The 19,787-nt window shown below is 36.9% G+C and carries 19 protein-coding genes; 9 read left to right on the forward strand and 10 right to left on the reverse strand.

Features of this window, described 5'->3' with window-relative positions:
* Positions 1 to 52: 52 nt before the first annotated feature.
* Entirely contained in the window at positions 53 to 2,215 is a 2,163-nt protein-coding gene (locus CA834_RS08120) for an endonuclease MutS2 (RefSeq protein WP_094968201.1), read from the reverse strand.
* 101 nt (positions 2,216 to 2,316) lie between these two features.
* Between CA834_RS08120 and CA834_RS08125 the strand changes: the two genes are divergently transcribed.
* A complete protein-coding gene (locus CA834_RS08125) occupies positions 2,317 to 2,988 on the forward strand; it encodes a uracil-DNA glycosylase (RefSeq protein WP_094968202.1) in 672 nt (223 codons plus the stop codon).
* A 326-nt stretch (positions 2,989 to 3,314) separates the two neighbouring features.
* Here the strand turns inward: CA834_RS08125 and CA834_RS08130 are convergent, their stop codons facing one another.
* Genes CA834_RS08130 through CA834_RS08150 form a run of 5 tightly spaced genes read right to left on the reverse strand, consistent with a single transcriptional unit; the run spans position 3,315 to position 7,316 of the window.
* On the reverse strand, positions 3,315 to 4,169 hold the full coding sequence (locus CA834_RS08130; RefSeq protein WP_094968203.1) for a substrate-binding domain-containing protein: 855 nt from the start codon (positions 4,167 to 4,169) through the stop codon (positions 3,315 to 3,317).
* A 30-nt stretch (positions 4,170 to 4,199) separates the two neighbouring features.
* Positions 4,200 to 5,072: a nucleoside phosphorylase gene (locus CA834_RS08135; protein ID WP_094968204.1), complete on the reverse strand. Its 873-nt coding sequence runs from the start codon at positions 5,070 to 5,072 to the stop codon at positions 4,200 to 4,202.
* The gene (locus tag CA834_RS08140) at positions 5,062 to 6,003 is read right to left on the reverse strand and encodes a DUF1835 domain-containing protein (protein ID WP_094968205.1); all 942 of its coding nucleotides are present in this window, start codon (positions 6,001 to 6,003) and stop codon (positions 5,062 to 5,064) included. Before CA834_RS08140 ends, CA834_RS08135 begins: the two co-directional genes overlap by 11 nt.
* Positions 6,004 to 6,009: 6 nt before the next feature.
* A complete protein-coding gene (locus tag CA834_RS08145; protein WP_094968206.1) occupies positions 6,010 to 6,339 on the reverse strand; it encodes a translation initiation factor in 330 nt (109 codons plus the stop codon).
* A gap of 26 nt (positions 6,340 to 6,365) precedes the next feature.
* Positions 6,366 to 7,316, reverse strand: coding sequence for an isopenicillin N synthase family dioxygenase (locus CA834_RS08150; RefSeq protein ID WP_094968207.1), 951 nt, complete (start codon positions 7,314 to 7,316; stop codon positions 6,366 to 6,368).
* Positions 7,317 to 7,457: 141 nt separating this feature from the next.
* Here CA834_RS08150 and CA834_RS08155 point away from each other — a divergent pair, with 141 nt between their 5' ends.
* From CA834_RS08155 to CA834_RS08165, 3 genes are all read left to right on the forward strand, one after another.
* Entirely contained in the window at positions 7,458 to 9,458 is a 2,001-nt protein-coding gene (locus tag CA834_RS08155; RefSeq protein WP_094968208.1) for an alpha-ketoacid dehydrogenase subunit alpha/beta, read from the forward strand.
* A gap of 135 nt (positions 9,459 to 9,593) precedes the next feature.
* Positions 9,594 to 10,073 carry an Hsp20/alpha crystallin family protein gene (locus CA834_RS08160; RefSeq protein WP_094968483.1) on the forward strand — a complete coding sequence of 160 codons (480 nt, stop codon included), beginning with the start codon at positions 9,594 to 9,596 and terminating at the stop codon, positions 10,071 to 10,073.
* A gap of 506 nt (positions 10,074 to 10,579) precedes the next feature.
* The gene (locus CA834_RS08165; RefSeq protein WP_094968209.1) at positions 10,580 to 10,996 is read left to right on the forward strand and encodes a 3D domain-containing protein; all 417 of its coding nucleotides are present in this window, start codon (positions 10,580 to 10,582) and stop codon (positions 10,994 to 10,996) included.
* Here the strand turns inward: CA834_RS08165 and CA834_RS08170 are convergent.
* Positions 10,989 to 11,558, reverse strand: coding sequence for an ExbD/TolR family protein (locus CA834_RS08170; RefSeq protein ID WP_094968210.1), 570 nt, complete (start codon positions 11,556 to 11,558; stop codon positions 10,989 to 10,991). The two genes, CA834_RS08165 and CA834_RS08170, sit on opposite strands and share 8 nt — an antisense overlap.
* A 133-nt stretch (positions 11,559 to 11,691) precedes the next feature.
* On the opposite strand from CA834_RS08170, the gene CA834_RS08175 reads away from it, so the two are divergent.
* Both CA834_RS08175 and CA834_RS08180 read left to right on the forward strand, forming a co-directional pair.
* Positions 11,692 to 13,200: a DEAD/DEAH box helicase gene (locus tag CA834_RS08175; protein ID WP_094968211.1), complete on the forward strand. Its 1,509-nt coding sequence runs from the start codon at positions 11,692 to 11,694 to the stop codon at positions 13,198 to 13,200.
* A gap of 93 nt (positions 13,201 to 13,293) precedes the next feature.
* Positions 13,294 to 14,034, forward strand: a complete 741-nt coding sequence (locus CA834_RS08180; protein WP_133085474.1) for a hypothetical protein — start codon at positions 13,294 to 13,296, stop codon at positions 14,032 to 14,034.
* Here CA834_RS08180 and CA834_RS08185 read toward each other — a convergent pair.
* Positions 14,024 to 14,611, reverse strand: a complete 588-nt coding sequence (locus tag CA834_RS08185) for a pseudouridine synthase (RefSeq protein WP_094968213.1) — start codon at positions 14,609 to 14,611, stop codon at positions 14,024 to 14,026. The genes CA834_RS08180 and CA834_RS08185 overlap by 11 nt on opposite strands.
* Positions 14,590 to 15,417 (reverse strand): DUF1853 family protein, encoded by an 828-nt coding sequence (locus CA834_RS08190; RefSeq protein ID WP_094968214.1) that lies wholly within the window; start codon positions 15,415 to 15,417, stop codon positions 14,590 to 14,592. The genes CA834_RS08185 and CA834_RS08190 overlap by 22 nt, the downstream gene beginning before the upstream one ends.
* A 125-nt stretch (positions 15,418 to 15,542) precedes the next feature.
* On the opposite strand from CA834_RS08190, the gene CA834_RS08195 reads away from it, so the two are divergent.
* From CA834_RS08195 to CA834_RS08205, 3 genes are all read left to right on the forward strand, one after another.
* Positions 15,543 to 17,663 carry an elongation factor G gene (locus CA834_RS08195; RefSeq protein ID WP_094968215.1) on the forward strand — a complete coding sequence of 707 codons (2,121 nt, stop codon included), beginning with the start codon at positions 15,543 to 15,545 and terminating at the stop codon, positions 17,661 to 17,663.
* 12 nt (positions 17,664 to 17,675) lie between these two features.
* On the forward strand, positions 17,676 to 18,056 hold the full coding sequence (locus CA834_RS08200) for a hypothetical protein (RefSeq protein ID WP_094968216.1): 381 nt from the start codon (positions 17,676 to 17,678) through the stop codon (positions 18,054 to 18,056).
* A gap of 132 nt (positions 18,057 to 18,188) precedes the next feature.
* Entirely contained in the window at positions 18,189 to 18,752 is a 564-nt protein-coding gene (locus CA834_RS08205; protein ID WP_094968217.1) for a DUF4251 domain-containing protein, read from the forward strand.
* Between the two features lie 26 nt (positions 18,753 to 18,778).
* Here the strand turns inward: CA834_RS08205 and CA834_RS08210 are convergent, their stop codons facing one another.
* Positions 18,779 to 19,762 (reverse strand): PorP/SprF family type IX secretion system membrane protein, encoded by a 984-nt coding sequence (locus tag CA834_RS08210; protein WP_094968218.1) that lies wholly within the window; start codon positions 19,760 to 19,762, stop codon positions 18,779 to 18,781.
* Between the last annotated feature and the right edge of the window lie 25 nt (positions 19,763 to 19,787).

The following is a 19,787-nucleotide window of genomic DNA, read 5'->3' on the forward strand; positions in this document are numbered from 1 at the left end:
CCAATCGTGAGTTTACCCCTAAAATGACGCTTAAAAACCGCTTAACGGGTTATTAGATGGCTTCAACCAATTCTAAAAGATCTAAGCTTACATTGGTCGTAAACATCCCGTAGTTGACATTGGCTTTGTTCTTTTCAATAGAATCAATACTACCGACCGCACGACCATCGTGCATACGTACGCGATCGCCAACCTTAAGGATAGGTTTTGGTTTTTCCACGACGACCTCTTTCTTCTTGGCTTCTTTTTTCTTTTTACGGATGACATCAACCTTTTTTTCGGCCTCTTGTTGTATTTGTTTTTCTTTGGCCTTTTCGGCACGTTTTTGTTTGGCTGACATCTTTTTTCGTTTGGCATTCTCTATTTGCACCAATCTAAAAAGTTCGTTCATCAGTTCGCGCTTGCGTTTGTTGTCAAAGAATTTTTCGGCCAAATCGTTTACCTTTTGCCCTAAGTAAATAAGTCGTTGGTTGCTATCATATAACTCCTGAAAGCTCTCGAGTTTTTTCTGAATTTTGATATTGGTTTCCTCTAACCGTTCAGCCTCGGACAGCTTCTTTTTCTCATTTTCCTTAAGGGAGCGTTCCGTGCGCTCTAACTTACTGCGTTCCTTTTGGAGCTTTGCAATGGTAGCATCAAATCGTACTTTCCCGCGTTCAATCTTCTTTTTTGATTTATTGATTAAACTGTAGGGTATACCATTTTTCTGCGCAACTTCGAAGGTGAAGGAACTTCCGGCCTGTCCAGTGACCAGTTTGTACATGGGCTCTAGACTTTTCTCATTAAATAACATATTGGCATTGGTCATATGTGGTAATTCGTTTGCCAACAGTTTGAGATTTGAATAGTGTGTTGTAATTATGCCATAGGCACCGCGCTCGTAAAATAACTCTAAAAAGGTTTCAGCTAAGGCACCACCTAATTCAGGGTCGCTACCGGTCCCAAATTCATCTATTAAAAACAAGGTATTTTTATTAACCTTCTTTAGAAAGTAGTTCATTTGTTTTAACCGATAACTGTAGGTACTTAAATGATTTTCTATAGATTGGTTGTCACCGATATCACTGACAATTCTGTCAAATAAGCATACTTTACTGCGTTCGTGTACAGGTATGAGCATACCACTCTGTAGCATGGTTTGCAGCAGCCCTACGGTCTTTAGGGTAATACTTTTTCCTCCTGCATTCGGCCCAGAAATCACAATAATCCTACTGTCTTCGCTTAAATGAATAGTTTGGGGAAATGTTTTTTCGTGCTTCTCCTTGTTGGTTAAATAGAGGAGTGGGTGATACGCATCTTTCATGAATACAGTTCTATCCTCCGTAATTTCAGGTAAAATAGCACTCATGCTTTGCGCATATTTAGCCTTTGCTGAAATAACATCGATACGAGTTAGAAAGTCCTGGTAACTTGTGAGAAGGGGTAAATAAAGTCGGATATAGTCTGTAAGGGATTTAAGAATCTTAACCACCTCTTCCTTTTCCTCGTATTCCAAATTATTGAGTTCCCTAGAGTATTGTAATGTGGTTTCAGGCTCTATGTAAACAATGCTTCCCGTCTTACTGCCACCCATAATGGCACCCTTAACTTTTCGACGATACATGGCTTTTACGGCTAAAACACGCTTATTATCGACCACAGATTCACGTATCTCATCCAAATAATCTAAGTTGTGGTAAGTGTTCAACGCCGAAGAAAAGCTGCTATTGATCTTACCCTTGATTTTGTTTATAGAGCGTCTAAGCTCGGCCAATTGCGGTGAAGCATTATCTTTGATATCGCCAAATCGATCGACAACAATATCAATTTGTTCAATGACGGTCTCCGTGATTTCTATACTGCTGGCGTATTGCTGAAGCTTTGGGTAATAATCCTTAAACTTATCCAGAAACTTCAGAATGCTGTTTACCGTTAAAGAGGTACTTACTATTTTTTTTAGGCTTGGTGTTTCGAGAAAGGTATTTTCAATTTTTAAAAGCTTTAGCTCCTTACTTATGGTTTCAAACCCATGATTTGGAATGCGATTGTCATTTTCAAATGAAGATAGGTACTCGTTTACATAAGCCAGTTCCCTAGCTAGTTTGTCTTTATCATTATAGGGCAAAATATTAAGCACCGCCGTGCTCCCCAATTCGGTTAGGCTATGTTCGCTAATTTGTTTTAAAACCGTTGAAAACTCTAAGTCTTTTAAGGTTTTTTCATGTATGCTTATCATGAAGTCACGCTTTCAGAATGCAAATTTAGGGTAAATCAGAGGATATGCCTAGTACTTAACTTTACTTTTGGAATCCTTATTTTTGATAAAATTAATTTAGAATGCAAGTAGACATTCATCCAAGTTGGACACCGTATTTACAGTCTGAATTTGCTAAGCCTTATTTTAAGGATTTGGTTGACTTTGTTAAGCTTGAGTACAGGCATCACCAATGTTTTCCTAAGGGGACTGATATTTTTAATGCCTTCGACCACTGTCCGTTTGAAAACGCCAAAGTGGTTGTAATAGGCCAAGACCCGTATCATGGTCCTGGCCAAGCCAATGGCTTATGCTTTTCTGTTAACGATGGGATTAGCCATCCGCCTTCACTTGTAAATATATTTAAGGAAATAGAACAGGATTTAGGGATTCCATACCCTAGCAGTGGTAATTTGATGCCTTGGGCAGACCAAGGGGTATTACTATTAAATGCCACCCTAACGGTAAGAGCTCATCAAGCTGGAAGTCACCAAGGAAAGGGCTGGGAGTTGTTCACCGATACAGTTATTAAAATAATAAGTGAGAAAAAAAACAATGTCGTCTTTCTGCTTTGGGGTGGATATGCCCGAAAAAAGAAACGTCTTATTGACCTAAATAAACATCATGTTTTGGAATCTGGACACCCTTCCCCCTTAAGTGCTAATAGGGGCTATTGGTTTGGTAATAAACATTTTAGAAAAACTAACTCCCTGTTGGAGCAAGCTGGCGAGAAGGTAATTGATTGGTCGCTATAGAGCGCTTTACCTTATTAAGATTTACAGCCTTATGATTGTCTATGGTCTTTGTGGTTTTATTGCAACTAAAAAATAAAAGGAAAAAATTAAGAGCAACTAAAAAAGATAAAATAAGAACAATCGTTAAAATCATACAGTTTTGGTTGATTAATTAATTAGTAGTATTCTGTGTATAACAAATGTAACTAAAATTTTGAAAAACTAAAAGTAACAGTAGGAATTCGGTGCATTATACTGATTTTCAATTAAATAACATGTAAATCTTTGCAAAAGCAATAGCTTTTAAAGAAAACCCTCTTCATAAAGATACAAATAGCATTGGTTAATCAGATGCTATAGGTCAATTGATCGTAAGGTAAAACCTCAGGAATTATGCTGAGATTATAAAGCTCCTTTTGAACCATATCTAAAGTGGGTTCATCAATTAATTCTTGTGACCATTCGGTGAGGGATAGCCATTCTTGAACGTCATTTATATCCTGTTCGTACCTAATGGCTATGGTTTTGTCTATACTAGGAATATACTTAAACTCCCGTGTCGTTTCGTTGATAATGCGCAATATAGTTTCTAAATCATCCTTATGGTTGTCTATAAAATCGTTACTAACCGCTATAACAAAACATGGCCATGGTGAAGGACAATTGCCAATCCGTCTGAAGACACCATCATCAACGATAGGTTTTGTGGTAAATTTTTCCCACATAAAATAATCGGCTTTACCTCCTTGTAAAGTTTTAATGGCATTGTCTAAGTTCTTAACCACTTCAAAGCGGAGGTCCTGTTCTAAATCCCAGCCATTATTCTTGGCGTTGATGTAGGCCATGAGATGAGACCCTGAACCATATCTACTTATGGCAGCATTTTTACCTTTTATGTCTTCAATAGTTTTAAATGGTGATTTGGCATCAACATGAATGCCCCAAATCAAAGGTGTCTGTACAAATGTTTGAACAATTTTTGAAGGATTGCCAGCTATGATGTCTTTAACTATACCTTCTGTAAGAATAACTGCAATATCGATATCGCCTGACCTTAAACCTTGGCACATGTCTCCAGTACCGCCGTAATAATCATGCCATCTTAAATTAATGTCTTCAGTTTTGTATTCACCATTCTTAAGAGTTAAGTACCACGCTAAATTAAAATGCTCTGGCACACCACCAATATTGACTTTCTTCATTTTATCGTTTATAATTCCTATACTAAATTCTTAAATGTTCACTATACGCTCTAAGGTGTACAGGATTAATTTTTCGACTGTTTTTTTAGGGTTTTTACTGAACCTACCCGTTGCACGATTGGCAATAATGGCATTCAGGGAGAGGGCCTCGTGCCCTAATAGTTTAGACAATCCGTAAATAACAGAGGTCTCCATTTCAAAATTGGTTATACGGAATTCCTTGTAGTTGAAACGTTCTAGTTTAGTATTAAGATTAGGATCAAATAAAGGCAGTCGTAATACTCTGCCCTGTGGGCCGTAAAATCCACCTGCAGTTCCGGTCATACCCTGAAAAATAGTATCACTTTCAAAGTACTTTTGTAAGTACTTACTATTTGAGATAATGATAGGTCGTGCTTTGTTTTTATCCCAACCCGTATGCTGAATGAAGGCATCTTCAATTTCAGGATTACTAATGCCTGCTATTTGGTAAAAGTGGAGCATACCATTAACGTCCAATCCATGAGTACTCATTAAAAAGCCATCAACAGGAATATCGGCCTGCAAGGAGCCAGATGTACCAATTCTTATGATGTTAAGACTGGTGAGATCGGTTTTTGGTTTGCGCGTTTTTAAATCAATATTCACAAGGGCATCTAACTCATTTAAGACGATGTCAATATTATCGGGACCAATACCCGTGGAAATAACAGTGATTCGCCTGTCCTTATAATAGCCTGTTTGGGTTTTAAATTCGCGCTTTTGTGTACTGAACTCTATACTCTCAAAGTAATTGGTTATTTTCTCAACCCTGTCCTGATCACCGACAAAAATGATGGTGTCTGAAATATTTTCTGGCTTGAGATTTAGATGATAAACGCTACCATCTGGATTTAATATTAACTCAGAGTCCTTAATTGCCATTAAAAATGGTTTTTACAAGTTTATTTTCTTCTACACTAAATTGAAATTCTAATCGATTAACGCCACCGTAGGTCATATCATTATTGATTTCTGAAGCGTAATTATACCGTTTCAATAGTGCTTCGTGCCCTTTTCTGTTGAGTTCTACACCATCTTCAGTGACATCAAAGAACAAGGATAGTTTACTTATGATACGTTTCAGCTGAATATCACTAAAGCCATAATAGCCTTGATAATTTAGGCTGTAGCCCAATAAATGATGTTCTGATTTTACATGGTTATCCTTTACTATCCGCAATATGTTGGCTTCTAAAACGCTAAGTCCGCTTTTCTGATGTGGAAACCTTTTGAGATGGGCCTTTAAACAATTACTCATATAGGTAAAATTGGATTTCTTAACTATATAAGGCTTAAATATATTGTGATCCTTGCCGCAATAGGTACGCCATAGGGTAATGGCTAAATCTTTATCGTCATCGGTCAGACGTACCTTATCCTTATAATGATTTCGCAATTGTACAGGTGAAAGCTCACACAAACCCATAAGGTTTTTTTCGCCTTCTACGCGTCCACTAGAAATTAGATAAAGTGGTTTATTGATTTCTTTTTGGTGCAGGAGGTTTATAACCCCCAAAAGATTGATATGACAGAACAAATCAAATTCAAACCATAGATTAATTTCATCATACCTATCGGCATCATCCAATTTCTCTAATTCCTTTTGAAGCTCCGAGTTATTAACCTCTATGTTGTAATATGATTTTAAGAAACTAGCACGCACCTCAAAAAATTCAGTTGAGTTTATTGAAGGTATAGTTGGCCCTTCACACAGCATTTCTTGCCAGGTTAAAATTTCATCCTCAAAATCTAAATCCCTTAAATAATCCGTTAGATTACTCCCATTTGTAATATGTAGAATACGTTTAGCCATAACCCTTTAGCCTCCAACACGTTTCACTTGAAACCCCTTATCCTTTAAGATTTCCATGATTTTTTCACGGTAATCCCCTTGAATAATAATCTTATCGTCCTTAAAACTACCACCAACACTTAAGGCTGTCTTTAATTCCTTTGCCAGTTTTTTAAAATCTTGTGTGGCTCCGGTGTAACCTTCTAAAATAGTAATGGGCTTACCCTTCCGTTTTTCATATTTGCAAATAATAGGGTCGTCCTGTAGCCAGAGGTCATTTTGGTCATTATTATGGTGTTCCGTTATCTCAGGAACGTGATCGGGAAACAAATTCTTTAATTGATCTTTTAAATCCATTAAACTAATATAAATTGTTAGGCCTGTTATTTTTTAATAAGACCTAATTCTACCAAACGTTCATTTAAAAATTCTCCAGCCGTAATATCCTCAAATTGTTTGGGGTGATCTTTGTCAATACAACTTTCAAGTACGTCTAATTTCATGCTGCTAATGGGGTGCATAAAAAAAGGTATAGAGTATCGCGACGTTCCCCAAAGCTCACGTGGTGGATTAATGACTCTGTGAATTGTTGACTTTAATTTATTATTGGTATGTCGTGATAGCATATCACCAACATTGATCATTAATTCATCTGGCTCCGCAATAGCGTCAATCCACACGCCGTCGTGGCGTTGTACTTGTAATCCTCGCCCTTGAGCTCCCATAAGCAGGGTAATAAGATTAATATCGCCATGGGCCGCAGCTCGCACTGCATTCTTTGGTTCTTCCGTAATTGGTGGGTAATGAATAGGACGGAGAATGGAATTGCCGTTATGTATGTAATCATCAAAATAGGTTTCCTTTAATCCTAAATGTAAGGCTAGGGCCCTTAATACATATTTGGCGGTTTTCTCCAACATCCTGTAGGTTTCCTTACCTATTCTATTGAATTCTGGTAATTCCTTGACTTCTACATTTTCTGGATATTCTTTTCGAAGTTCGTCATTATCCTCCACGTATTGTCCAAAATGCCAAAATTCTTTTAAATCGCCCTCCTTTTTTCCTTTAGCACTTTCCTTTCCAAAAGATACATATCCTCTTTGGCCACCGATTCCGGGAATTTCATAACGCTTTTTTACCTCGACAGGAAGTTTGAAGAAGTTTTTTACCTCCGCATAGAGTTTATCAACCAATTGGTCTTCTAAAAAATGCCCCTTTAAAGCCACAAAACCGATGTCTTCATACGCCTTTCCTATGTCATTTATGAATTTTTGCTTGCGCTGAGGGTCTCCCGAAATAAAATCGGTCAAATCTACGCTTGGTATTCTATCCATGAAATTAAAAATTTATAGTAATATACAAATCTAACCAAAATAGTACTAAAAATTGCACTTAGTATTGCACACAAAAAAAAGCCGCGCGTACCATATTGTATCAATTTTACTTACATTTGAACTATACAGAAGGATTAATTTATGCCCACAATAACCAAAAGTAATATCGACTACGATAAACGGAACTTAAGTGATAAGACCTTATTGAAGCTTTACTACAACATGTTAAAGCCTAGGCTTATAGAAGAAAAGATGCTCATATTATTACGTCAAGGTAAGATATCTAAGTGGTTTTCTGGTATAGGTCAAGAGGCCATAGCAGTTGGTGTTACCATGGCCCTTAAAACAAGCGAATATATATTACCTATGCATCGAAACCTCGGTGTATTTACAACCCGAGAAATTCCGTTGCACCGTTTGTTTAGCCAATGGCAAGGAAAGGCCAGTGGTTTTACCAATGGTAGAGACCGCTCATTTCATTTTGGTACGCAAGATTATAATATCGTGGGTATGATTTCTCACCTTGGCCCGCAATTAGGCGTGGCTGACGGAATTGCTCTGGCCAACTTACTGAAGAGCAATGGTCAGGTGACCGCTGTATTTACCGGCGAAGGCGGCACTAGTGAAGGTGATTTCCACGAAGCTCTTAACGTAGCTTCGGTTTGGCAATTACCCGTATTATTCTGTATAGAAAACAATGGTTATGGCTTATCAACACCAACCAATGAACAATACCATTGCAAGCACTTGGCTGATCGCGGTAAAGGGTATGGTATAGAGTCCTTTATCTTAGACGGCAATAATATTATAGAAACCTATACTAAGGTTAAAAAATTAGTCGAAAGCATTAGAAAACGTCCAAGGCCAATCCTCATTGAGTTTAAAACGTTTAGGCGGCGCGGTCATGAAGAAGCGAGTGGCACCAAATATGTCCCCAAAGAATTGATGGAAGACTGGGAAGCCAAAGACCCCATCGAAAATTTCAGAAGTTATCTCTACGCTAAGAAAATCCTAGATCCTATTACTGATGAGACCTATCACAATGATATTAAGACGGAAATAGAGGAGGCCCTAGAGTCGGCATATGCTGAAGAGGCTATTGTACCCGATGAAAGCAAAGAATTACATGATGTTTATAAAGATTTTGATTTTGAACATATTAAGCCAAATAAAGAAACAAAAGAATTAAGATTGGTGGATGCTATATCTGAAGGTCTTAAGCAGTCAATGCTAAAGCACGACGACCTAGTTATTATGGGTCAGGATATAGCAGAATATGGCGGTGTTTTTAAAATAACCGAAGGCTTTGTACAGAAATTCGGCAAAGACCGCGTTAGAAATACACCGATATGCGAATCTGCTATTGTCGAAGCCGCAATGGGCTTATCCATTGCCGGAATGAAAGCGGTTGTGGAAATGCAGTTTTCGGACTTTGTTACGTCTGGGTTTAATCCCATCGTTAATTATTTGGCAAAATCCTTTTATCGCTGGCAACAAAATGCTGATGTTGTTATTAGGATGCCTTGCGGTGGTGGGGTAGCGGCCGGACCTTTCCATTCACAGACCAATGAAGCCTGGTTTACCAAAACTCCTGGATTAAAAGTGGTGTATCCTGCATTTCCTCATGACGCCAAGGGGTTATTGGCTATGGCCATTAACGACCCAAATCCTGTTATGTTTTTTGAGCATAAAGCACTGTATCGCAACATTAGACAAGAGGTACCCACCGATTATTTTACATTACCTTTTGGACAGGCCTCACTAATTAGGGAAGGCGAGGATATTACGATCATCACCTATGGTGCTGGCGTACACTGGGCTTTAGCGAGTTTAGATGCCCATCCTGATATTTCGGCAGACCTCATTGATTTAAGAACACTTCAGCCCTTGGATGAGGAGGCATTGTTTAATTCGGTAAAGAAAACAGGCAAGGCGATAATTCTTCAAGAAGATTCCCTTTTTGGTGGCATTTCTAGTGATATTTCAGCTCTTATAATGGAGCATTGTTTTAAATATCTCGATGCACCCGTAAAGCGTGTGGCTAGTTTGGAAACCCCTATTCCCTTTGCATCGCAATTGGAAGAGCAGTATTTACCGAAAGCTAGATTTGAGAAAGCATTATTAGAGTTGGCAGCCTACTAATAGTGCTAATACTACCCTATAAAACAACGCATTAACTGTAATTTTGTCATATAATCTGAAATTTTTTCAGTGTATTTGACTTGGTATTCTTTTTGCCTCTATGTGTAAAAAATGTTTAACTTAAATGTAAATCTTATGAGTAATTTAATTCCAACTTTAAAAAATGGTAGTGAATCAAATTCAGGTTTAGGATTTAGAACATTACCACGCATGTCCTCTTGGATTGATGACATTATCAATAGTAGTTTTAACGGCGAATTTATGTCTAATTTCAATACAGGTATAACATTACCTGCAGTGAATATTATCGACAACGACGAGGATTATATTGTAGAAATGGCTGTTCCAGGATTGAAGAAATCAGATTTTGATATCAGCATAGACAATATGCTTTTATCAATATCAGCAGAACGTCAATCAGAGCATGAAGATGATAGTAAAACTTTTACTCGAAGAGAATTTGGATATGCTTCGTTCAAGCGCACATTCACGTTACCAGAAACTGTCCAAACAGAAAAAATAAATGCTAGTTATAACGATGGCATATTACGTGTTGTTTTGCCTAAAAGAGACGAGGCAAAAAAGAAGCCAATAAAACAGATAAAAGTAAACTAAAAAAGTAGAAAAAATCAAAAAGCCGGCTGTCATGCCGGCTTTTTACATCCTGTAAACGTTAAAGGTTAATCCCATAACTTTAAATTTGTTAAGTCATCATCTAAACTATTAGATGTATTGACAATTTTACTTAAGGCTCTCATAACTGTTTGATTTATTGATTGATGTTTAACGTAATTATCTATAACGTCTTCGTTTGTTCCACTCGTGAGTCTTGGATTCTGCAAAACTCCCTGTAAGCTGATTGTTGTTTAAAGTTCTCATAACTGTTCGATTTATTGATTGATGTTTAATGCTTGTTATCTGTAACGTCTCCTTTTGTTCCATATACAAGCTTTAGTTTCACTAAAATTGTTTGTAAGCTGATTGTTGTTTAAAGTTCTCATAATTGTTTGTTTTTAATTGATTACACTATATAGACGACACAGTTATGAATTTGTTACAGTACTTTGCATAACATAATACTTAATTAACATATTTTAACGTTTTGTAGTATATTTATGATAATGAAAACAACCAGATTGATCACCCTAGTAGCTTTACTCATCATCCATTCTTGCCAGAATAGGATAGGGAAGGACTGTGATTCAAAAGTCATTGAGGTAACTGCAACTGCCTATAACTCTTTAGAATACCAAACAAGTCCAAATCCACAAATCACAGCCTTTGGTGATAGTTTAAAACCTGGATTAAACTATATTGCAGTATCACGAGATCTGTTAGATTCTGGTTTAGTTCACAATACAAAGGTTAAAATCGAAGGTTTTGATGAGCTCTTTGTGGTCAAGGATAAAATGAACAAGCGCTGGCGCAAACGTATCGATATTTATATGGGCCTTGATGTTGATAAAGCAAAAAATTGGGGCAAAAAAAAGGTGTCCATTGAATTTTGCAGTCCTGAAAAAGATGCAATGGCTAATTGAAATTTTTAACCATAACTTCTGATATCACCAACGGATAGGCTTTTTTTACCAACTCTAATTCGTTATGCGTAAGTTCTTCTGGCGATTTATTGAAAGTTCTTTCCGCATATGCTGCCCTTAGATCGTAGTAAGCCTTAGTAATTTCATCCTGAACGGTAATAAACAATTCATATTTGGTTTTTGTGTCAAAACCTAATGAAATAACGGCATCTTTCGGGTGATCTGAAAATTGGGATGATTTTATACCTTTACAATAACTACAATAAGATGCCCCATTATTGTCTGCGAAGGCCTTAACACGATTTCTAATATCTGAAATTTCTACAACGTCATCTTCAATCATTATCTCTTGGTCATAATTTAAGTGAATCCTTAAAATGTTTCGTTCATGACGATTTTTAGTACAATCCTCATTTGAGGGGCATTCACCTGGTAGTTTGCGTAAAATCCCTTTATCTGCAGAAATAGTGGTGCTTACTAAAAAGAACATAAGTAACAAAAAGGCAATGTCTGCCATTGATCCTGCATTGACCGTTGCTGCATGTCGTCTAAATGATTTCATAGTACCGTGATTTAAAATGTTTGTGAGTTAGGAAATACAATAACGGTACCAATCTTGTCAAAGGTTATTAACAAAACCATCAAAAAACCCTTACAATATGCTATTTTTGCAAAATTAATGTTTTAAGATTTTTATGGCTACGGATACATTGAAGGACAATACAACAGAAAAACGATTATACGATTATCAGATAAAAGATCTCAATCGCATTTTTGATGTTATGAATGAAGAACCTGAGGACTTCAATCTTTTGTATCAATTACCAACAGGTGGAGGAAAAACAGTGATTTTCTCTGAAATAGTAAGACGTTACATTGCCAAGCACAACAAAAAAGTAGTTATTCTAACACATAGAATTGAGTTGTGTAAGCAAACGTCTAATGTCCTATCAGGATTTAAAGTTAAAAACAAGGTCATAAACAGTAAGGTAAAAACCTTACCGGATCAAGACGAATATCAGTGCTTTGTGGCAATGGTTGAGACACTTAACAATCGCCTATCCGATAAGGATTTTGTATTAAAAAACGTAGGTCTTGTCATTATTGATGAGGCGCATTACAACTCCTTTAGGAAGTTGTTTAAGTTTTTCGAAAACTGTTTCATTCTTGGAGTTACCGCAACACCTTTAAGTAGCAACATTAAGCTACCCATGAAGGACAATTACGACAAATTGATTGTTGGTGACGATATTTCTACGCTAATAAAAAATGGTTTTCTGGCCGAGGCCGAAATGTACCATTACGATGTGGGACTAACATCGCTTAAAATTGGTATTAATGGCGACTATACCGTAAAATCATCCGAAGCGCTTTACACCAACGGTGTAATGCAAACTAAACTTTTAAGTGCCTATGAGGAACTATCAAAAAATAAAAAGACCTTAATCTTTAATAATGGTATTTACACCTCCAAGGAAGTGTATTACACCTTTAATAAAGCAGGATATAATGTGAGGCACCTTGATAATACGGCCAGTAAACAAGACCGAAAAGAAATTTTAGATTGGTTTAAGCATACACCGGATGCCGTACTGACCTCTGTAAGTATCCTAACAACTGGATTTGATGAGCCCTCTGTAGAATCAATCATACTAAATAGGGCCACACGTTCTTTGACGTTGTTCTTTCAAATGATTGGCAGGGGCAGTCGTATCTATAAGGATAGAACCACGTTTCAGGTTATTGATTTAGGAAATAACATAGCAAGGTTTGGTCCATGGAGCCAGCCTGTAGATTGGCAGCATATTTTTAAATATCCTGATTTATATTTAGACAATATTGTGGATGACGAATCTTTAGAAAGAGAATTCGTTTATGTGATGCCAGATACGTTAAAAGAACGCTTTAAAAATTCAGAATCATTGGACTTCGACGTAAAGGCAGAATACAAAAAAGTTCTCAATTCAGGTAAGAAGTCATTCAAGGTCATAGAGCAATCTATTGCTCAGCATTCTAAAATATGTATTGAAAACAGCAAGGATGTTTATGAGGCACGCGAACTTGTAAAATTACTACAAGACGAAATTCAGTACCGCATTAAACAATACTCCTACTGCATTATGAACAGTACTGATAACTACAAGGATTGGCTTTTTGACGAATATAACAGAAAACTACGGATCAGTTTCAACGGTAAGTTTTAACGTTTTTTTGTAATGAAATCCATTTTTATACGTTTATTTTGAGTAAGGTATGATTGTTGCTATACTTAGGTAAGATTTAAATGGATTAAAACGGTGAAAACTCTTAAACTCATAGGTGTTCTTTGTTGCATGATGTGTGGTTCTATGGTTTTTTCGCAGGTTACGGATAAGGTAAAAAAATCCATCCGAATTCCTGCTGAGCCATCGAAAAAAGAAAAGGACTCTAGCCTTATTAAAGCTAAGGTGGCACCACAACCTAAACTTGAGGATGACTCATCCAAAGGTAAATCTAAAGACGACAATAAGAAGTACATTTTAAAGGAAACGGAAAGGCCTTTTTCCATGATTGAAAATGACGGTTTAAAAAGTCCAAGTGAAATTTTCGAGAAACGTTGGCAAAAAGAGGCGGTCAAAGGTGGGATTGTAAGAACAATGTCCGACCAATTTTTAGGTGAGCATCGTGTTGATACAAAATTTGTAAATATAGTCTGTAGAGACCACGAATATCCCGATGGCGATAGAGTACAGGTTGTTGTTAACGGTGACATTGTAAAGGCAAGTTTACTATTAACCAGCAGTTATCGACGGGTAGAGGTCAACCTAAAGGAAGGAAAAAACATTGTGGATATAATTGCTCTCAACCAAGGGGAGTCCGGACCAAATACGGCCGAGTTTGTTATTTACGATGACAAAGGTAGTGTGGTGTCCTCGAAAGAATGGAACCTTTTAACGGGAGTCAAAGCTAGAATCGTTTTCATTAATGAAAAAATGTTAATTCAGCCAAAAAGTGAAGAGACCAAGTCGGAGCAACAGGATGAAGCATCTAATAATTAAGAGGTCTAAAAGTCTTAGCTTCACCAGGCTTTAGTTCATCTAACCTAAAATCACCAATTCTTACCCTAACCAACCTCAATGTTGGAAAACCAATCTGGGCAGTCATTTTTCTTACCTGCCTAAATCGACCTTCAGTTAAGGTTATGGACAGCCAAGATGTTGGACCATGTTTATCGTCCCTGACAAACCGCTTTTCAATATGAGATATGTCATGTAATAGTCTTGCTTTACACCGCTTGGTAAAATAAGGGTTTCCATCAATTGAGATTTCAACGCCGTGTTGCAGCTGCTGTATGGAATTCTCATCGATGACACCGTCTACCATAACATGATATTCCTTTTCAATTCCTTTACTTGTTATGAGATGGCTGAATTTGCCATCGGTTGTTAATAACAGTAATCCTTCAGACTTTTCATCCAAACGACCAACGGCCATGGTGCCATCAGGAAAATCCCATAAACTGCCAAGGAGTTTTTTATTGCGCCGTTGGCCTTGATTATTTATAAATTGGCTTAGATAGCCATATGGCTTATAAAGCTTATAATAGGAATGCGCTACCACCATGTTATAAAACATTTGTCTATTTTTCCATTACCCTTTTTAATCCATAGCATTGGAGAGTGTTTATGTGATATTTCAATTTCTAGGATGTTTAGGGCCAAATCAAAAGGCAACCATTCAACATCTATATGGGGCACTATTAGCCATTCGAGTTTTTTAGGTATGTAGACCAGATAATCCTTTAGGATTTCTATTTGTTTAAAGTTTATATAATGGCCAATCACACAAGATTGATTTAATTTATCACCTCTTGTTTTGTCTGTACCATAAGGCAAAAAAAGTTGCCCTTTAAAGTGAACATATTGTTTCACGTGTTCTATTGAAACTTGCGCTTTACTGAGGTAATCCGTAGTGTTTGGGTGGTAAAGCAGAGGTAACTGTTTTTGAATAAGCTTATTAAGCTTAAGGGGGAGATTATCTTTCCTGTTTGGTCCAATCCATTTAGCCAAAGGCTCTTCTGTAATAACGTTAGGGTCGTACAAGTAGAATTTATAAACCACCTCTAAGTGTATTGGAATTCCGCTTTGTAAACATACTATATCCAACTCCCCAATAGTTGTTTTATCTTTTTTAATCTGAAGGCCTTCGGCAATAATTTTAGTGTTTTTATGCTGCTTTAATTGAATGGTCACAAATTTCTCAACCCATTTTCCTAAGCGCAATCTAGTTTGATGCTGTTTGAGCCGGACTAAATGTGGTGGTTTAAGTTCTAACGGGAACTGTTTTAAACCACCGATGGCAGCATCGCTCCACAAAAGAGGTGTTTGCAGGTAACCCTCAAACATTGCTGTTAAATTAATTTCTGGATTTATTTTTTGCATATAAATAGAGCCCTGTCTTAACAAAATTTCAGAAGCTAACTTTTGTCATGTTTTAAAAGACTAAACAAAGGTACCTTTAAAGGTATAATTTTTAAGGAATCCATAACATTAAAATCACATAACAGATGAAAGTATTTGACGAGAAACACATAAAGAATGTGGCTTTTGTTGGTGCCCATCGGGCTGGCAAGACCACACTATCTGAGACCATGCTCTTCGAAGCGGGTCTAATTAACAGACGTGGCACCGTAGAGCAACAAAATACAGTTTCTGATTACCATGAATTTGAGCACCAACGCGGTGCTTCTGTTTTTGCTACCCCTTTGCATACAGAATGGCGTAATTATAAAATCAATATTATTGATACACCTGGATTAGACGATTTTATCGGGGAAATAATGTCATCTATAAAAGTAGCCGACACTATAGTTACCGTAATCAATGCCAAACACGGTGCTGATATTGGTACCGAAATAATTTGGAATTACATAGACCGTTACCATAAGCCTACTTTGTTTGTTATCAACAAAATTGATAGTGAAAATGCCAATTTTGAAATGAGTTTCAACAGTTTAAAGGAGTTGGTCGGTAATAATGCCGTAATGGTTCAGTATCCAATAAAAATTAATGGAGCCCAGTGTATTATAGATGTTCTGAAAATGAAGTGCTATAAATTTGGACCTGAAGGAGGGAAACCAGAAAAATTACCTATTCCAGAGGACCAAATAGAGCAGGCCAATACCTTACACAATGAACTTGTAGAGAAGGCAGCTGAAAACGATGAAGAACTCATGGAATTGTTTTTTGAAAATGGCACCTTAAATGAAGATGAACTCAAACAAGGCATAAAATTGGGTATGCTAAATCATGATATTTTTCCAGTATTTTGTGTTTCTGCCTTGAATGACATGGGAACTGGACGATTAATGGGCTTTATTGATAATGTAGCTCCGGCAGCGGCAGATTTGAAACCTGAGCAAACTATTGAGGGTGATATCTTGGAACCTAAACTAAATGGAGACACCTCGCTTTTCGTGTTCAAGAATATCTATCAGCCAAACTTAGGACAGATTACCTTCTTCAAGGTCATGTCTGGTGAGGTCAAGGCCAACGATAAACTCTTCAATACCAGAACAGGAGAATCGGAAACCTTGAATCAGTTGTACATTATGGATGGTAAACAAAAACACGCCGTACAAAAATTAACTGTTGGCGACATTGGTGCAACTACCAAACTAAAATTTACAGAAACCAATGATACCTTGGCCTCCAAAGCTGAAGCTGGTACTATAAAGCCCATAAAATTTCCACAAGCTAGACTGACCAAAGCTGTGTTGGCTGAGACAGCCAGTGAGGAGGAGAAATTAAGTGAAGCCTTAAGGCGTATTCATAGTCAGGACCTAACTGTGGATCTCAGTTATAATAATGAAACCCACCAAACCTTGGTGGGCACACAAGGCGAACTGCATTTGGCGACCTTAAGTTGGCTCTTAGAGAATATTTATGACGTTAAAGCCAAGTTTGAAGCACCTAAAATTTCTTATCGAGAAACCATACAACGGAGCGCTACAGCTAATTACAGACATAAAAAGCAGAGTGGAGGTTCAGGCCAATTTGGACAAGTACATTTAAAAATTGAACCCTATTATGAAGGGATGCCAGAGCCCGAAGGCTTTTCCTTAAGGGGAAAAGAGGTTGTGGATTTACCTTGGGATGGAAAATTAGTGTTCTATAACTGTATTGTAGGAGGTGTTATTGATCAACGCTACCTTCCATCAATAATGAAAGGAATCTTAGAAGTTATGGAATCGGGTCCAATGACCAAATCATTTATAAGGGATGTTAGGGTTATGGTTTACGATGGAAAAATGCATCCGGTTGACTCCAATGATATATCATTTAAAATTGCAGGGGCTCATGCTTTTAAAGAAGCATTTTTAAATGCTAATCCTAAATTACTAGAACCTATCGAGCACATGAAGTTACGTGTGCCTGACCAGATGATTGGTAGCGTGATGACTGAGCTACAGAGTAGAAGAGCCATTATTCAAGGCGTGGAAATAGAAGCTCATTATCAAGTACTAAAGTGCACCATTCCTTCAGCCGAACTTAGTGGTTTTTCAAACCAACTACGGTCATTAACACAAGGTAGGGCCACATACACTTCAAACTTTGAGGGGTATAATGCCGTGCCAACACATATCCAAAAAGAATTAATAAAAGCAACTGATTTAATAACTACATAAAACACCAAAGACATGCAAAGTAAAATTATGTATTTAAGCGATTTAAAGTTTAATATAGACACCTGGAGAAGAGAATTGAGATTTCATCTTAATGAAATGGATACTTTTCAAGAAAGACTAGAAGAAATAGTGCAACGCGAAAAAGACCCATTAGCTTTCATAAAGCTAGAGGTTTTTCAAAACCGCATTATGATAGAAAAGAATGCTATTTCCAAATTACTGCATAGATGCAGAAATAAAATCGCAAACATCAATAATGCTAATCTAAATGAAAATAGGGATGGACGTCTTCAAAATGAGCAACATACCTTAAAAGAGGATATGCGCACCTATATTAAATTGCATTACGACTTAAAGGAAGACATGATGGACTACTTTTTGGAAGTTCTTTAATTCAAAAAAATAAAGCCATATGAAAATAATATGGCTTTATTTTCCCTTTTTTAAATTATCTTAATCCTAGATGAATAATTCACAAAAGCATCATTTGATTGAAGTTTTAATAAATAATCGTAACTTAATCGTATGAAAAAGAGTGTTCTAATATTGTTTCCTATTGCGGTGTTTCTAATGGGCTGTTCAACGACCAAAACATCAATGGATAAGCAGGATCAACTCAACAAGTTAAATAATATATCGAATTATATTGAGAATAAGCAGTTTCGTTTTGACGCCGAACAGGCCTTCCCTTTGCAAACAGCTGCAGTGAGTGACTTTTCCAATAAATATCTGAATTACACAGGTAACAATGCTGGAAGAATCAGACTTGAATCTGGTTATTTTTTGAGAGTAGAAGGCGATTCAACAAATGCCGTTCTACCGTTTATAGGTGAATACCGAGCTGCAAATTATAATACTGCTTCTAACGGCAATATATCTTTTAATTCTACAGTCAAGGACTATAGCTATGAGGTTGATACAAAAAAAAACTCCATTCAATTAAAGTTTGCGGCGTCTAAAGGAACAGAATCTTTCGACATGTTTTTGGAAATCTTTCCAAATCATTTTTCTACATTATATGTTTCCAGCTCCAATAGAACGCAGATACGTTATACAGGTCATATTAAACCATTAGACAATGAGGATTAGATGGTATAAGCGCCTCTTTGAGATTACTATCTGTAATAACTACGACTAGAGCCTTTGGTACAAGCACAATTACTAATGCCTTGCATAAGGTTTAGGCCAATTGTGACCATATGCGTCCCGGAGTTAAAGCCTGCCAATTCATTTATGGTCAGTTGATATGAGTAGGCAAAGTAAATCTTGCCATTCTGCATACCTGCCATAGGTCCGATGTTCAGCGGTTCAAAAAACTGGTCGTTAAGGAATCGATAGGATGCACCTACCCAAAAATAATCACCATCTCTTTGAAGTTTTCTAAATTTAAAATTAATGTCTGTACTAGAACGTCTATCACTATTAAACATTTGGTAGAATACAGAAGGTTCAAACTCTATGCTTTTATCCGTTTTACTCCCAATAACCAGCCCTGAATACACCTGAAAATTTAAAAGTCTACTAGGTTCTAAACCGGTAAAGGGATCTGTATCCTTATCAATTAGATTATTCGCATTCAAACTCAAGAAAAATCCTTTGTAGCGATAGAGTATACCTGCATCAAAGTTGTTGTTAGAGATAGCGCGATCACCATCAATCGATGGATCAATAATAGGGGTCTCAAAAGTGGTATTGAAATTTTCAATGTCTATCCTGAAACTATTGATATTATAAGAAATACCAAAGGATAAAAATTGCTTTGTCTTATAGTCGAGAGTCAAATGGTGGGCAAAAGAGAACTTAATCCCTTTTTGCCGTGTATTACCATTTTTATCGTTGTAGGCTGAGATTCCTACACCACTGCGGTTTGAGATTCTAAAATCGGCATAAATGGATTGGTTATCTGGAGCGCCCTTAATACCTACCCATTGAGTAAGCCCGTTCGCTCTAATCTTAAGCTCATCACCAATACCAGCATAGGTGGGAGAAACGACAAAGTCATTATCCGCTAAATACTGTGTAAAAACGGGAAGATTCAACTCTTGTCCAAACCCATTCAAAACTGTCAAGAAAAATATAAATGTTATAATTTTTTTCATCCTTTTAATTTTTTAATACACAGTA

It is taken from the genome of Winogradskyella aurantia (genome assembly GCF_002266855.1).
GTDB classification, from domain to species: Bacteria; Bacteroidota; Bacteroidia; order Flavobacteriales; family Flavobacteriaceae; genus Winogradskyella; species Winogradskyella aurantia.

Excerpts from the sequence above, each read along its gene's own strand:
- CA834_RS08130 (WP_094968203.1), bottom strand. The coding sequence starts at position 4,169 with ATGAAGAAAGTCAATATTGGTGGTGTGCCAGAGCATTTTAATTTAGCG.
- CA834_RS08140 (WP_094968205.1), bottom strand. The coding sequence starts at position 6,003 with ATGGCTAAACGTATTCTACATATTACAAATGGGAGTAATCTAACGGAT.
- CA834_RS08145 (WP_094968206.1), bottom strand. The coding sequence starts at position 6,339 with ATGGATTTAAAAGATCAATTAAAGAATTTGTTTCCCGATCACGTTCCT.
- CA834_RS08205 (WP_094968217.1), top strand. The coding sequence starts at position 18,189 with ATGAAAAAGAGTGTTCTAATATTGTTTCCTATTGCGGTGTTTCTAATG.
- CA834_RS08200 (WP_094968216.1), top strand. The coding sequence starts at position 17,676 with ATGCAAAGTAAAATTATGTATTTAAGCGATTTAAAGTTTAATATAGAC.
- CA834_RS08160 (WP_094968483.1), top strand. The coding sequence starts at position 9,594 with ATGAGTAATTTAATTCCAACTTTAAAAAATGGTAGTGAATCAAATTCA.
- CA834_RS08150 (WP_094968207.1), bottom strand. The coding sequence starts at position 7,316 with ATGGATAGAATACCAAGCGTAGATTTGACCGATTTTATTTCGGGAGAC.
- CA834_RS08195 (WP_094968215.1), top strand. The coding sequence starts at position 15,543 with ATGAAAGTATTTGACGAGAAACACATAAAGAATGTGGCTTTTGTTGGT.
- CA834_RS08125 (WP_094968202.1), top strand. The coding sequence starts at position 2,317 with ATGCAAGTAGACATTCATCCAAGTTGGACACCGTATTTACAGTCTGAA.
- CA834_RS08185 (WP_094968213.1), bottom strand. The coding sequence starts at position 14,611 with ATGTTTTATAACATGGTGGTAGCGCATTCCTATTATAAGCTTTATAAG.
- CA834_RS08135 (WP_094968204.1), bottom strand. The coding sequence starts at position 5,072 with ATGGCAATTAAGGACTCTGAGTTAATATTAAATCCAGATGGTAGCGTT.
- CA834_RS08120 (WP_094968201.1), bottom strand. The coding sequence starts at position 2,215 with ATGATAAGCATACATGAAAAAACCTTAAAAGACTTAGAGTTTTCAACG.
- CA834_RS08210 (WP_094968218.1), bottom strand. The coding sequence starts at position 19,762 with ATGAAAAAAATTATAACATTTATATTTTTCTTGACAGTTTTGAATGGG.
- CA834_RS08155 (WP_094968208.1), top strand. The coding sequence starts at position 7,458 with ATGCCCACAATAACCAAAAGTAATATCGACTACGATAAACGGAACTTA.
- CA834_RS08190 (WP_094968214.1), bottom strand. The coding sequence starts at position 15,417 with ATGCAAAAAATAAATCCAGAAATTAATTTAACAGCAATGTTTGAGGGT.
- CA834_RS08170 (WP_094968210.1), bottom strand. The coding sequence starts at position 11,558 with ATGAAATCATTTAGACGACATGCAGCAACGGTCAATGCAGGATCAATG.
- CA834_RS08165 (WP_094968209.1), top strand. The coding sequence starts at position 10,580 with ATGAAAACAACCAGATTGATCACCCTAGTAGCTTTACTCATCATCCAT.
- CA834_RS08175 (WP_094968211.1), top strand. The coding sequence starts at position 11,692 with ATGGCTACGGATACATTGAAGGACAATACAACAGAAAAACGATTATAC.